This is a genomic window from Janthinobacterium violaceinigrum (assembly GCF_009208555.1).
GTDB lineage: Bacteria > Pseudomonadota > Gammaproteobacteria > Burkholderiales > Burkholderiaceae_D > Janthinobacterium > Janthinobacterium violaceinigrum.
Window position 1 is genome coordinate 169841 of the sequence record NZ_WFLI01000004.1, and the last position, 13320, is coordinate 183160.

General features: G+C 61.6%; 13 protein-coding genes. 7 read left to right on the forward strand and 6 right to left on the reverse strand.

Annotated features, from left to right (window positions below; genetic code table 11):
• Positions 1-3: 3 nt before the first annotated feature.
• The 3 genes from proW to GCN75_RS05000 form a co-directional block, all read right to left on the reverse strand.
• A complete protein-coding gene (gene proW / locus GCN75_RS04990) occupies positions 4-1107 on the reverse strand; it encodes a glycine betaine/L-proline ABC transporter permease ProW (protein ID WP_152281625.1) in 1104 nt (367 codons plus the stop codon).
• Positions 1104-2336 carry a glycine betaine/L-proline ABC transporter ATP-binding protein ProV gene (gene proV, locus GCN75_RS04995; RefSeq protein WP_076569217.1) on the reverse strand — a complete coding sequence of 411 codons (1233 nt, stop codon included), beginning with the start codon at positions 2334-2336 and terminating at the stop codon, positions 1104-1106. Before proV ends, proW begins: the two co-directional genes overlap by 4 nt.
• A 591-nt stretch (positions 2337-2927) precedes the next feature.
• Positions 2928-3212 (reverse strand): polyhydroxyalkanoic acid system family protein, encoded by a 285-nt coding sequence (locus GCN75_RS05000; RefSeq protein ID WP_152281626.1) that lies wholly within the window; start codon positions 3210-3212, stop codon positions 2928-2930.
• Positions 3213-3411: 199 nt separating this feature from the next.
• Between GCN75_RS05000 and GCN75_RS05005 the strand changes: the two genes are divergently transcribed.
• From GCN75_RS05005 to GCN75_RS05020, 4 genes are all read left to right on the forward strand, one after another.
• Positions 3412-4812 (forward strand): gluzincin family metallopeptidase, encoded by a 1401-nt coding sequence (locus tag GCN75_RS05005; protein ID WP_152281627.1) that lies wholly within the window; start codon positions 3412-3414, stop codon positions 4810-4812.
• Between the two features lie 95 nt (positions 4813-4907).
• Positions 4908-5195, forward strand: coding sequence for a protealysin inhibitor emfourin (locus tag GCN75_RS05010; protein WP_152281628.1), 288 nt, complete (start codon positions 4908-4910; stop codon positions 5193-5195).
• 332 nt (positions 5196-5527) lie between these two features.
• Positions 5528-5851, forward strand: a complete 324-nt coding sequence (gene fdxA / locus GCN75_RS05015; RefSeq protein ID WP_010395176.1) for a ferredoxin FdxA — start codon at positions 5528-5530, stop codon at positions 5849-5851.
• Between the two features lie 275 nt (positions 5852-6126).
• Positions 6127-7347, forward strand: a complete 1221-nt coding sequence (locus tag GCN75_RS05020; protein ID WP_152281629.1) for a polyhydroxyalkanoate depolymerase — start codon at positions 6127-6129, stop codon at positions 7345-7347.
• Between the two features lie 54 nt (positions 7348-7401).
• Here GCN75_RS05020 and GCN75_RS05025 read toward each other — a convergent pair whose 3' ends face one another.
• The 3 genes from GCN75_RS05025 to GCN75_RS05035 all read right to left on the reverse strand — a co-directional run bounded on the left by GCN75_RS05025 (position 7402) and on the right by GCN75_RS05035 (position 11616).
• A complete protein-coding gene (locus tag GCN75_RS05025; RefSeq protein ID WP_152281630.1) occupies positions 7402-8097 on the reverse strand; it encodes a DOPA 4,5-dioxygenase family protein in 696 nt (231 codons plus the stop codon).
• Between the two features lie 42 nt (positions 8098-8139).
• Positions 8140-10704 (reverse strand): TonB-dependent receptor plug domain-containing protein, encoded by a 2565-nt coding sequence (locus tag GCN75_RS05030; protein WP_152281631.1) that lies wholly within the window; start codon positions 10702-10704, stop codon positions 8140-8142.
• A 126-nt stretch (positions 10705-10830) separates the two neighbouring features.
• Positions 10831-11616: a substrate-binding periplasmic protein gene (locus GCN75_RS05035; protein WP_226941109.1), complete on the reverse strand. Its 786-nt coding sequence runs from the start codon at positions 11614-11616 to the stop codon at positions 10831-10833.
• On the opposite strand from GCN75_RS05035, the gene GCN75_RS05040 reads away from it, so the two are divergent.
• The 3 genes from GCN75_RS05040 to nth are packed head-to-tail and all read left to right on the forward strand — an operon-like array spanning position 11615 to position 13311.
• Positions 11615-11914 (forward strand): hypothetical protein, encoded by a 300-nt coding sequence (locus tag GCN75_RS05040; protein WP_152281632.1) that lies wholly within the window; start codon positions 11615-11617, stop codon positions 11912-11914. The two genes, GCN75_RS05035 and GCN75_RS05040, sit on opposite strands and share 2 nt — an antisense overlap.
• 21 nt (positions 11915-11935) lie before the next feature.
• The gene (gene rsxB, locus GCN75_RS05045) at positions 11936-12667 is read left to right on the forward strand and encodes an electron transport complex subunit RsxB (protein ID WP_152281633.1); all 732 of its coding nucleotides are present in this window, start codon (positions 11936-11938) and stop codon (positions 12665-12667) included.
• Positions 12664-13311, forward strand: coding sequence for an endonuclease III (nth, locus tag GCN75_RS05050; protein ID WP_152281634.1), 648 nt, complete (start codon positions 12664-12666; stop codon positions 13309-13311). Before rsxB ends, nth begins: the two co-directional genes overlap by 4 nt.
• Positions 13312-13320: the final 9 nt, after the last annotated feature.

Consider the following 13320-nt stretch of genomic DNA (forward strand, 5'->3'; position numbering starts at 1 on the left):
CCTTTATTGTGCGTTGGCCAGCGTAGCTTGCTGTTCAACATTATTTTTCTCCGCATTGCCGCGCACCAGGCGCAGCACGCAACCGACGGGACCCGTCTGGTACCAGTGGCGCACGCCACGGCGTGGCTGGCCCATCGCCTGCGTCAAGCGGTCCAGGGTGATGGCCAGCAGCACGATGCCCAGGCCGCCCACGGTGGCCAGGCCCATGTCCAGGCGGCCAATGCCGCGCAATACCATCTGGCCCAGGCCGCCCACGGCGATCATCGAGGCAATCACCACCATCGACAGCGACAGCATCAGCGACTGGTTGATACCGGCCATGATGGACGGCATGGCCAGCGGAAACTGCACGCGGGTCAGCAACTGCCACGGCGAGGCGCCATACGCGCGGGCCGCTTCGATCAGGTCCGGACGCACCTGGCGGATGCCGAGGTTGGTCAAACGCACCAGCGGCGGCAGGGCAAAGATGATCGTCACGATCACGCCAGGCGCATTACCGATACCAAACAGCATCACGACGGGCACCAGATAGACGAAGGCAGGCGTCGTCTGCATGGCATCCAGCAGGGGGCGCAGGATATTCTGTGCGCGGTCGCTGCTGGCAAGGAAGATGCCCAACGGCAAGCCGATGGCCAGGCAGAACGCCAGCGAAGTGAGCACCAGCGACAGGGTCGTCATGGCTTCCGGCCAGATGCCCAGCATGGACACGAGCAGCAGCGCCAGCACGGTGCCGATGGCCAGGGTGCGGCTGGTAAATTGCCATGCCAGCAAGCCGATGATGGCGATCACCGTCAGCGACGGGGCGGCCAGCAGCACGCCTTCCACGCCGGACAGCACGCTGTCGATCGGCGCGCGCACAGCCTGGAAGAACGGGCGGAAATGCGCGACGACCCAGCCCAGGCCCTGGTTGATCCAGCTTTCCAGCGGCAGCGAGCCGTCGAAAATCTGCGTCAGGTGAAAGCCGGACGCGTGTTCCGGCTGCACGGCAGGCGCGGCGGCATCGAGCCACGCGGTGCTGGCGTCGGTGGGCGGCGTCAGCGCCCAGGGATTGATCTGGGCGGCCTGTTCAACAACAGGTTCTACTGTGGAAACGGTGCTTGGGTTCATGCTTGTCCTTTCTGTTGTTGTTCGGCTATGGCTGGCGTATCGCGGTCGAGGAACTTCAGCAAGGTTGTCTTGCTGATGGCGCCGCGGAAGCTGCCGTCGTTGGCCACCACAGGGACGGCGTAAGGCAGTTGCGCCACCTGGCCAAACAGGCCGGCGACTGGCTCATCTGCATTAATGGTCTGCACGTCGGGCAGATAGGCATGCGCCAGGCCCAGCGGACCGACATGGCCGTCGAGCGCATTGCGCAGCGAATCGGCCGAGACGACGCCGAGGAACTTGCGCTGCGGATTGACAACATACGCAAACGCGCGATCTTGCTCTTCCAGCATCGACAGCGCGGCGCGCGAGCCGCGGCTCGGCGATTCCGACACGACGATCTGGCTCTTGCGGGCGATATCGCTGGCCTTGAAGACGGCCGCCGCATCGACGCCGCGCACGAAGTTGCGCACGTAATCGTTGGCCGGCTTGCGCAGGATTTCTTCCGGCGTGCCCACTTGCACCACGTGGCCGTCTTTCATGATGGCAACGCGGTCGCCGATGCGCATGGCTTCGTCGAGGTCATGCGAAATGAAGACGATGGTGCGGCGCTTGATTTGCTGCAAGCGCAACAGTTCCGATTGCATTTCCGTACGGATAATCGGATCGAGCGCGGAAAACGCTTCATCCATCAGCAGAATCGATGGATCGCAGGCCAGCGCACGGGCCAGGCCCACGCGCTGCTGCATGCCGCCCGACAATTCGTCGGGATAGCTGGCGCCGTAGCCGTCCAGGCCCACCTGCTCCAGCGCTTGCTGGGCCAGCGCATGGCGCTCGGCCTTGGGCATGCCGGCCAGTTCCATGCCGAAGGCAGTGTTGTCGAGCACGGTAATTTGCGGCAGCAGCGCGAACGACTGGAACACCATGCTGATGTCCTTGCGGCGCAGGGCGCGCAGTTGGGCGTCCGGCAGGGTATTGATGTCGTTGCCGTCGATCAGGATGCGGCCGGCGGTGGGCTCGATCAGGCGGTTCAGCATGCGCACCAGCGTCGACTTGCCCGAACCGGACAGGCCCATGATGACGAAGATCTCGCCCGCTTCAATGGTAAAGGTGGCGTCGAAAACGCCGATGGTGCAGTCGGTCTTGGCCAGGATGTCCTGCTTGCTGGCGCCCTGACGGACGAGTTCAAGTGCTTCTTCTGGCTTGTCGCCGAACACTTTGAACACATGGTCGATAATGATTTGTTTTGCCACGATGTGGTTCTCCCTCGATTTGACGAATGGAATGAAACCCAGCAAGCTGCCAGCTTGCGGCGGGAATCAGCAAACCCTGTTGCGTCGGCTACGCCACGGCGCATAAGCGCACGGGAGCGACAGAAAACAGGGGGTGACACGCGTGTGACCAGCGGATGGCCAAAGCCGGTGCCGGGGTGCCGTGTGCGTGCTAAAAGAGGCTGTGGTTCAGGACTTTTAACAACGCTAGCGCCATGCAAATACATGGCACCAAATGTATTTGACCGAAAAAAAATCGACCAAGCTACTTAACTGGATGCGGGTGTAAAACCCGAAGAATTATTCACCACTCAGCGAGTGGGAGTACTGCGAAGCAGAAGGTGAAACGCGGTGTAGCTGTTGTAAATATGACTCAAGTATAACGCAAAAAGCCACCAAAGTCCAATGGCTTTCCAAATAGAAATGTGCTAGCAATGTTCGCCAGCGTACAGTCAAGTGCAAAACAAGGGGGTAAAGGGGCGAAAAGCGAGCTGTCCGCATCGTCTTTTCGCCCGGCACCCGAACACTATCCTTACCACCAAAAGCGGCGGCAGACAAGCGGGTGAAACGCCATCAAACGGGCTCGGTAAACACCTTGCGCATCTTCTCGGCAATCTTGCCTTCGATCGTGGAAGCAAAGGCGCTGAGCATGAAGCCCAGCTTGATTTGCAGTTGCGCCTGCTCTTTTCCCAGGGTCAGCGAACCATCGACGCCACTGCGCTCGAAGCGCAGCACATCGCCATCCCAGGCGCACGCCAGGTCATATTCCTGGGCCAGCTTGTCGGCCACTTGCTGCGCCGCTTCGCGCGCCTTTGCTGCTGTCAGCTTATGTTGCTGAACTATATTTATATCCGCCATCAAACAATCCTTTTATTAAAAACGGGGGCAATACGGCCAGCATCATACCAGCCGCCATGCGGCGGGCACGGCGGCAGAAGGCACCGGGAGGGCGAAAAAAACCGCGCCATCCCGCGCAACGCTTGCGCCGGATCAAACCGGACGCGCCGAAGCGGGACGACTATTCCAGTTCCAGTTGCGCGTGTCTTGGAGAGCTATCATGGACCAGAAAGTCATCGTGCCGGTCGAAGCCGTACTGACCAAATGCGTGTCCCTGCCCGTCGGCTACGTCCCTACCCCATCGGCGCCGTACCGCGAGCACCGCAAGAATGCACAGCTGACCCTGCAGCCGGGTCCGCCCCGCCTGAGTGAGGCCGCGGCCCGCAACCTGGCCGCCGTCCCCGTGGGGTCGCGCGTGCTGATCTGGAAGCAAGACCCGTCCGTCAGCGAGCTGGGCACGCGCAAGGCCTTCCTGCCCGGGCTGATCCTGCAAGGCCCGCGCGATGCGCGCATCACGTTTGGCGTACCGGGCATTGCGCAAGTGAGCCCGAATGCCTTCGGCGACTTCATCGTCTCGCCCAACACGGACCAGTTCGATGCAGTCCACACGTTTTCCATCGTGCGCATGACGCTGACCATGTACCAGCGCGCGCTGGCCAGCAACGACACGGCGCCGCCCCTGCCCTGGCAATGGAATAGCGCCAGCAACACGGCGCCCCTGAGCGTGTTCCCGCACGGCTTGCCCAACGTCATGAACGCGTATTACAGCCGCAGCGACAAGGCCCTCAAGTTCGGCGACTTCATTCCCAGCGGCGCCACCGAGCGCGTCTACACCTGCCGCTCGCTCGACATCGTCTCCCATGAAACGGGGCACGCCGTGCTCGACGGCCTCAAGCCGAATTGGCTCCTCAGCAACAATCCGCCGCAAACGGGCGGCTTGCACGAATCGTTCGGCGACCTGACCGCCATCTTCCTGGCCCTGTCGCAGCTGGACCAGGTGGAAGCGGTGATCGCCCAGACCAAGTCCGACCTGCACGATAAAACCTTCCTGGCCGACCTGGCGGAACAGTTCGGCCTGGCCCTGGGCCGGCCCAACGGCTTGCGCAATGCGGACAACGACATCAAGCTGTCCGAAGCGGGTACGGAAGTGCACGCCATCTCGCAAGTGTTTACGGGCGCCATCTACGACATCCTGGCCGACATCTTTTCCCACGAACGCCAGCCCCAGCTGGAAGACGACGCGGCCGTGCTGCACCGCTGCGGCGACTACCTGCGCGGCCTGGTCCTGCGCGCCCTGCTGGCATCGCCCGAGCAAGCGGCCACGTATGCCGACGTGGCCGGCCACATGCTGACGATTGCCCAGGCCGATGGCAACAGCGCCTACCTGGAATTCATACGCAACAGTTTTACCGTGCGCGAAGTGCTCAAGGCCAATGCCATGACGGAAGACGGCCAGATGACATTTGCCGCCCACATCGTCGACGAAGCGGGGGCCGTGCAAGACCGGCGCGCCTGCTGCGGTACCATGAACCATGCGGAATACAGCGAATCGGATCAATTGCTGGAAACGGAACGCGAAGCGCTGGCCGCCTGGTGCCGCAGCTACGGTCCCCGACAATAAACGCCGTGCGCCGTGGCCGCGGGCCCGCCTGCAGCCAGCCGCAGGCAACGGCATGCCGCATCACGTCCCCACCACCATCGACAGCAAGGAGCACCATGAAAATTTCAGCCCGCAGCAGTGGCGGCTTTGCCGGCCTGAGCGAACAATATGACATCGATACGCAAGCCCATCCAGCTGGTCCCGGGCTGGAGGCAACACTGGCCAGCAGCGGTTTTTTCACGCACCAGCAAGCCACGGGCACAAAGGTGGGCGCCGACATCCCCCAATGGCAGATCACCGTCGATGCGCCCACTGCGCGCCGCACCATCACGTTTGCCGAGGATGGCAGTGCTGAAAATGCACATTGGCAACAGTTGCTGAGGCAAATACGCGCCAGCGCCTGATGTTTCTGGCACTTATTTTGTAGCGGTCTTGATTTGAGTAAAACAAAAACACCACACGGCAAGACAGCCCCCCGCCCGCCCGGCGCCATGCCGCGGCGGGCGACTGTCGCTTTCTTGCCGCGTTCTTCATGGCAACGTCCCGGATACTCGCTGAAATGCCCGCTCTGCGCGGCAAGGACGACACGAAAAAATGAATTTGCTTATACGTATTGTATATAAGCGGGATTTGTGAGAAATAGCGAATTGCCTTAAAATACAATGCTTTGCTTTAGTATGCGCCGCCGAGGTTCCTGCAGGCGCTACAGCACCTCCCCCATATTGATAGGACTGTTATGACCCACGTTGTCACCGAATCCTGCATCGCCTGTCGCTATACCGACTGCGTCGATGTCTGCCCGGTAGATTGTTTCCGGGAAGGCCCAAACTTCCTGGCAATCGATCCGGACGAATGTATTGACTGCGCAGTCTGCGTGGCAGAGTGCCCGGTGAACGCGATTTTCGCGGAAGAAGACGTGCCGGGCGACCAGCAAGCCTTCATCAAGATCAACGTCGATCTGGCCCGCAACTGGCCTTCGATCACCAAGACGAAAGCTGCCTTGCCGGAAGCCGAGCAATACAAGGACGTCAAGGACAAGCTCGACATGCTGGTGCGCTAAGCGCACGGCATCTGCGGCGGCCATTGCGGCGGGGACACTTCTCCCCGCAGGGGCGTAGCAGCAAAAAAAATCCACAAAAAGCAGCGGAAACGCTGCTTTTTTACTTTTAAAACATCATTGCAGGTCTATCCACGCAAGTGTGGCGCGCTGTCACAGCAATGCGCAAAGCGTGGACCTATGCGCGGTAAAGCACATTTTGTCCTCAACAAATATCGTAAAATTGGATTATGATATTTGAGCCGATATTGGCGCTTGGAATTAAACAAGGACTCTATATGCTTTACCAACTGCACGAACTGCAACGCTCTTTCCTCACCCCGGTGATGCAATGGGCAGACATGTCCTCCAAGTTATTTACCAACCCGGTTTCCCCACTGGCCCACACCCCGTTTTCGCAACGCATCGCAGCCGGCTACGAGCTGATGTACCGCCTTGGCAAAGACTACGAAAAACCACAATTCGACATCAAATCCGTTCTCGTCAAAGGCGAGAGCGTCGACATCCGCGAACACGTTGTCGTGACAAAACCGTTTTGCCGCCTGATCCACTTCAAGAAAGAAGCCACTGGCTTGCAACAGCCCAAAGTTTTGCTGGTTGCCCCCCTGTCCGGTCACCACTCGACCCTGCTGCGCGACACCGTGCGCGGCTTGCTGGCCGAGCACGATGTCTACATCACCGACTGGACGGACGCGCGCATGGTACCGCTGACGGAAGGCCCGTTCCACCTGGACGACTACATTTATTATGTGCAAGAGTTCATCCGCCTGCTGGCGCCTGATTTGCACGTCATTTCCGTCTGTCAACCGACCGTGCCCGTGCTGGCTGCCATCTCGCTGATGGCGACGGCAAAAGATCCGCACATGCCGAAAACCATGACGATGATGGGCGGCCCCATCGACCCGCGCCGCTCGCCTACGCAAGTCAACAACCTGGCGACGGAAAAGAAATTCTCGTGGTTTGAAAACACCGTGATCTACGCGGTGCCGCCGAACTACCCGGGCTTTGGCCGCAAGGTGTATCCCGGCTTCCTGCAACACGCCGGCTTCATCGCCATGAATCCGGGCCGCCACGCGCAAAGCCACCGCGAGTTCTACATGCACCTGGTGACGGGCGACGACGAGCCGGCGGAAGGCCACCGCCAGTTCTACAACGAGTACAACGCCGTATTGGATATGCCGGCCGAGTACTACTTGGAAACCATCAAGACTGTCTTCCAGGAATTCAGCCTGCCGAAGGGCACGTGGAAAGTGGGCGGCCAGCTGGTGCGTCCGCAAGACATCACGAATGTGGCGCTGTTCACCGTAGAAGGCGAACTGGACGACATTTCCGGTGCCGGACAGACGCAGGCGGCGCATGACTTGTGTTCAGGAATCCCTGCCGACATGCAGCAGGATTTCGTGGCGCCAAAATGTGGTCATTACGGCATTTTCTCGGGCCGCCGCTGGCGCGAAATCATTTGCCCGAAAATCGGCGAATTCATCCAGAAACACGCCTGATAAGCTTCATTTCAACAAAACGCCACGCCAGCTTCAACTGACGTGGCGTTTTTTTCATGCGTGCGACGTTTCGATTTTCACCGTCGGACGCGTATTGACAAAGATTTGCTCCACTCTCGGCTCGCCCGGCCCCGGCTTTTTCATCGCATAGCCATTCACGGGCTGCGAGCGGTTCACCCACAGCGCGTAATACAGGTGGTCGGCGCGGGGATCGTCCGTATTCGGGTGGATCAAGATCGTCAGCCCCAGGCTGTTCAACTGCAGCCACGGCACGATCACGGGCAACAAGTCATTGGTAAAGCCGAAATAGAACGAGGGGGTCACGTGCGGGCCCCGCGGTTCCAGATTCCAGTCGCCCAATTCGATCTGGAAGCGCTCGGCCGCCCATTTGCGTATCAGCGCAGCCTTCTGGTAGCTGTCTTCGTCAAAATAGATGTGCGCGTGATAGCTCTCGATATCCGTGTAGGCGCGCGGCTTCGAGGGCAAGGTTTCCTCGCCGGGCCGCACGCTGACGGGGCGCGGCGTGGGCGCCGTATCCGTATGCTCGCCCCACGGGCTCTTGCCCGTTGCCGCGGGTTTGACGTCTTTTGCGCGTTTGACGGCCCCGTCCTGCGCGAGGACGGAGCCCGCCAAACCGGAAGCGGCCAGTGCCGCCACCAGTCCGCCGCCGCGCAAGACCGTGCGGCGTTGCGGCGACAGCAGGTTCGCCCATTCCAGATCGATGGCCGCGTGTTGAGTGTTGTCAGACATAGGATTTCCTGTTCTTGATTATCAGTATGAAAAGAAGGCAGATCAAAAGTGCACGGTGGCGCGGGCGTAGTAATAGCCGCCCAGTACGCCGAGCGGGCCCGAGTTGTCATACGCGCCCGTGTACTGCGCCAGACTGGCGGCGCTGCGCGCTTCGCGCGGCACCTGGCCCGGCTTCTGGTCAAAGACATTGTTGGCGCCCACCGTCACGTTGATGCGCTTGCTGATGTCGTAGCCCACGCTGACATCCGTCACGAAGGCCGCTTTCAGCTGATAGTCGCCGCCCGTGATGGCGTTCAGGCGCTTGAGCTTGCCGTAGCGCGTCTCGCGCAAATTGAACGTCCAACCCGCCTTTTCATACGCCACAGTGACAATTTCCTTGTCGCGCGGCGCCCGGTACAGCAAGTCGTACTCGGCCGATTTGCTCAGGGTGCCGATGTTCGGCAAGCCTTGCAGCACCGTCGGCAAGGCCGCCTTGCCCACCAGGCTCGTGTGGTTGATGTTCGCGGCCACCGTCCAGCGCAGCTTGCCGTCGGCCACGCGCAACACATCCTCGGCCGTCAAGTCGATGCCGCGCGTGCGCGTGTCGCCCACGTTGGCAAAGTAATGCGCCACCAGGCCATTACCGACTGCCAAGCCCGCCGAGCGCAGCAGGTTTTCAATCACCGTGGCTTGCGCGGCCGTCAGCGGACGGCCGCTGCCGTCGAGCGCCACGCCCGAGCTGCGGTCGATGCCGATGTTCGACGACACGCCCAGGCGGTCGCTGACCTTGATTTGATACGCGTCAACGGCAAGGCGCAGCGTGGAGGTAGGATTGAAGGTCAGTCCGGCCGACAGATTCGTCGATTTTTCCGGTTTCAACGCTTGCGCGCCCAGGGCCCGCGCGGCGGCCGAATTCGGCTGCGCCAGGGTGTAGGGCACGCCCGCATGATCGGACGTATTCGAATACGATTGCGTCACCAGGCTGGGTGCATGGAAACCATTGCTGACGGTACCGCGCACGGCCACGGCGGGCGTGACGTCATAACGGGCGGACAGCCGCCCCGTCGTCTTGCTGCCGAAATCCGAATATTTTTCGGCACGCAGGGCCGTATCGAGCAGCAATTGCGGCGTCAGTTTCGCGCCCAGGCCCACGTATGCCGCGTAACTGTGGCGCGCCGTATCGGATGCATCGACGGGCAGGTAGCCAGCCAGCGCCGACGAGCCGCTGCCCTGCCAGGAAGCGGGTTCGCCGGGGCTGCGCTGCTGCGTTTCATGCGAGTACTCGAGACCGACGCTGAGGTCGGCCGGCTCGCTCAATCCCAGCGTTACGGGACGGCGCGCGTCGGCGTTGGTGGTCGAGCGGCTGTAGCGCTGATTGCCGATGCGGAAGTCGGTCTTGCCGCCTGGATAGGTCAGCGAATAATTGGCCGAGTTTTCCACGCCCACGTCGATATCGTCGCGGCCGTAGGTGCTGCTGACATCCCAGCTCCAGCCCGCCGTCTCGCCCTTGATGCCGCCCGTCAGCGCAAAATCGTTTTCGCTTGTCGTTTCATACGGCGTGAAGCCGTCCGGATACACGGACAGCAAGCCCCGGTTGTTATTGAAAATGGTATTGGGCAGGCGGAAATTCTGCGCCGAACGGGCATTGCGGTGGGCGTAGGTGCCGAAACCGTACAGTTGCACGTCGTTCGACAGGTCATAGCCGAGGTTGGCGCTAAGGGAGGTGGTCGTGCTTTGCGGCACGCCCGTGTTGCGCCACGGATTGCTGTTGCGGTTCGCTTCGGCCGGGTTCGGCGAAGCGCCCGCTGGCAAGCTGTTGTTCGCGCCCAATTTCACCAGCTGGCCATCGCTGTTGCGCACGGCCGGATACGACAGATAGCCGGGATTCAGGCCGAAGTTGCGCACGGCAATGCCCTGGCGCTGGACTTCGGCGCCGAAGTGGGCAAAGCCATGCTCGCCCAGGCGCGTGCCGCCGTCGATGCGCGCGGAACCGTTGGTGCCGTCGCCATCGTAGGTGGAGCCGAGCTGCGTGCTGAAACTGCCCTTGTCATCGGATTTCAGGATGATGTTGATGACGCCCGCAATGGCGTCGGAACCGTAGATGGCCGAAGCGCCATCGCGCAGGATTTCCACGCGGGCAATGGCCCCCGTGGGAATCAGGGCCAGGTCGGTGGCGACGGACCCGGGGAAGCCATCCTCGTTGACGATGGCCGTCGTATGGCGGCGCTTGCCATTGACCAGCACCAGCGTGTGCGAGGGGTCGAGGTTGCGCAGCTGCCCCGCGCGCACGATGCTGCCCAGGTCCGGTTGCACGCGGGCGGGCAGGTTAAACGATGGCAGGGCCGTGTCCAGCGCGTCGAGCAAGTTCAGTTTGCCCGTAGCCAGCAGTTGCTGCGCGCTGATCACGTCGATGGGCGCGGCGCTGTTGGCCACCGTGCGTCCCGTGCCGCGCGCGCCCGTGACGATGACGGTATCGGGCGGGGTGCCAGCCAGCGCGCCAGCGCCGTCCGGCGCGGCTTGCGCATACGCTGCGCCCGGCACTCCCAGCAGCAGTACGGCGGCCGAGACGGCGTGCGCCAGTTGCCGCAGGCGCGGAGCAGGATCTTGCTTGTGAATCGGTTCCAGCATACGAAAACATCCTTTCAAAGTCGTCAACACAGTGGCTGCAGACTAAAGGATGGACAAACAAACAAGAACGAATGGTTTCGTATTTAGATATTTCGTTTTGGCAACTAACAACAGGGGCGCGGGATGTCAGGGACCGGAAGGAGCTGTCGCCAGGCTCTGGTCGAGCCGTTTCCAGTAGTCGCGCTCCAGCCTGGCCATGTCGATATCGCGCGCCGCCTCGTTGAAGCGTTTTTGCTGCGCGGCACCTTCGTCATCGCGCTTGAAGCACACATGCACGGGGCGCTCCTTGAAGACGGTGTCGATGATGGCGATGCGCTCGCGCTCGGCCTTGCTGAAGTTGCGTCCCATCAGCAGATGCTGCAGGACATGGCGCTCGATGACGATCACGCGGTAGCGCTTGATGAACAGCTTCTTCAGGTTCGTGGCGTCGTTCAAGCCCTCTTCCGTCTTCAGCTCGCCGCGCGCCACCATGCCATCGAACTGTTCCCCGTTCGAATAGCCGGCCACGGTGCCGATGCGCAGCTTGCCCAGCTCCGCCAGGGTAGCGCCAGGCGCGCCATCCTCTTTCAGGTAGGCCAGCACACCCTGCGTGTTGCCAACGGGAGCAGAAAAGTGGCAAAGCTTTTCCCGTTCCGGCGTGCGCCAGACGGCCAGGAAACCCGCGTAGCGGGGACTGGCCAGGCCAAACTGCATGGCGCGCTTCCAGGGGAAATATTCATATTTGACCGTGTAGCCGAGACGCTCGAAGACGGCGCTGACCATGGCGCCCGACATGCCGTCGGCAGGCAGGCTGCGGGAAATGAAGGGCGGCCAGTCTTCCGCCGCGAAGCGGACGATGCGCGAGCTGGCCGCGCCCGGCACCGCCACGGGAGAGCCAGCCTGCCCGTGCGCCACGGCAAGTGTAGAGTGCATGAACAAACAGAAGGGCAAACCAACTGTCCGGAGGAAACGCATGTTTTGCTCCTATGGCCTGGCGCGCCTTGCAGTGCAGGCGCAGCAACAGGACTGGCGGTCGGCTTTTTTGATTACAGACTTGATCAAAATCATGCTCCCACAAAAAAAAGGAATTGCAAAGTTGTTTATTTGCACTTTGACATTCCCAGGGGAAATAAAATACGATTGCGGCGCGCCCGCAACAGCCGGCCGCGGCAGGCGCTATCCCCTCCCAGTCAACAGGTTTTTACTTGTGCGCGGCCCAGATGGCCGATAATGACGTTTTACCGTATTGAAGATGACCGTGCCGCATCCCGCCTCTCCCTCACTTGCCGACCAGATCGAAGACTTGCTGCCGCAAACGCAATGCACCAAATGCGGCTACAACGGCTGCCGCCCGTATGCGGAAGCGATTGCCGCAGGCAGCGCCGACATCAACCAGTGTCCACCGGGCGGCGCGCAAGGCATCGTGCGCCTGGCCGGCTTGCTGGGCAAGAAAGTCATTCCGCTCAATCCCGTCAATGGCCTCGAACGTCCGCGATCGGTCGCCTACATCGACGAATCGCTGTGTATCGGCTGTACCCTGTGCATCCAGGCTTGCCCCGTGGATGCCATCGTCGGCGCCGCCAAGCAGATGCATACGGTGGTAACGAGCTTGTGCACGGGGTGCGACCTGTGCGTGGCGCCCTGCCCCGTCGACTGCATCGTCATGTACCCCGTCAGCGGCGACGCCACGGGCTGGGATGCCTGGAGCCAGGCAGAGGCCGACGACGCGCGCGCGCGCCACGATTTCCGCACGCAGCGCCTGCGCCGCGAAAGCGAAGCCAACGACGCCCGCCTGGCTGCCAAGGCCGTCGCCAAGATGCAGGAAGTGACGCAGGAAGTGCCCGTCACGCCAGATGAACTGGCCGAGAAAGAGCGCAAGCGCGCCATCATCGCCGCCGCCATGGAGCGCGCGCGCGCCAAGGCCGCGGCCGCCAGCACGGATACCGCCCAGCCAGCCCCCACCACCCCGAAAAAAGACGCATGAACGCCGCCAAACGCCTGGAAATCTTTACGCGCTTCCGCGCCGCCAATCCTTCCCCGAAAACGGAACTCGAGTACACGACGCCGTTCGAGTTGCTGATCGCCGTGCTGCTGTCGGCGCAGGCGACGGACGTGTCCGTCAACAAGGCGACCCGCTTGCTGTATCCGGTCGCCAATACGCCCGCCAAGATACTGGCCCTGGGCGTCGACGAGCTGGCCAGCTACATCCGCACCATCGGGCTGTTCCGCACCAAGGCCAAGAACGTCATCGCCACCTGCCAGATCCTGCTCGAGCAGCACGGCGGCGAAGTGCCGCGCGACCGCGAATCGCTGGAAGCCTTGCCCGGCGTGGGCCGCAAGACGGCAAATGTGGTCATGAACACGGCATTTGGCGAACCGACCATGGCCGTGGACACGCATATCTTCCGCGTCTCGAACCGCACCGGCATCGCGCCAGGCAAGAATGTCGATATCGTCGAGCAAAAGCTGCTGAAATTCATTCCCAAGGAATTCCTGCACGACGCCCACCACTGGCTCATCTTGCACGGCCGCTACACGTGCACGGCGCGCAAGCCCCAATGCTGGAACTGCATGATTGCCGACCTGTGCGACTACAAGGACAAGTCGCCGATGCCGGCCGTCGTCTGACAACATGCA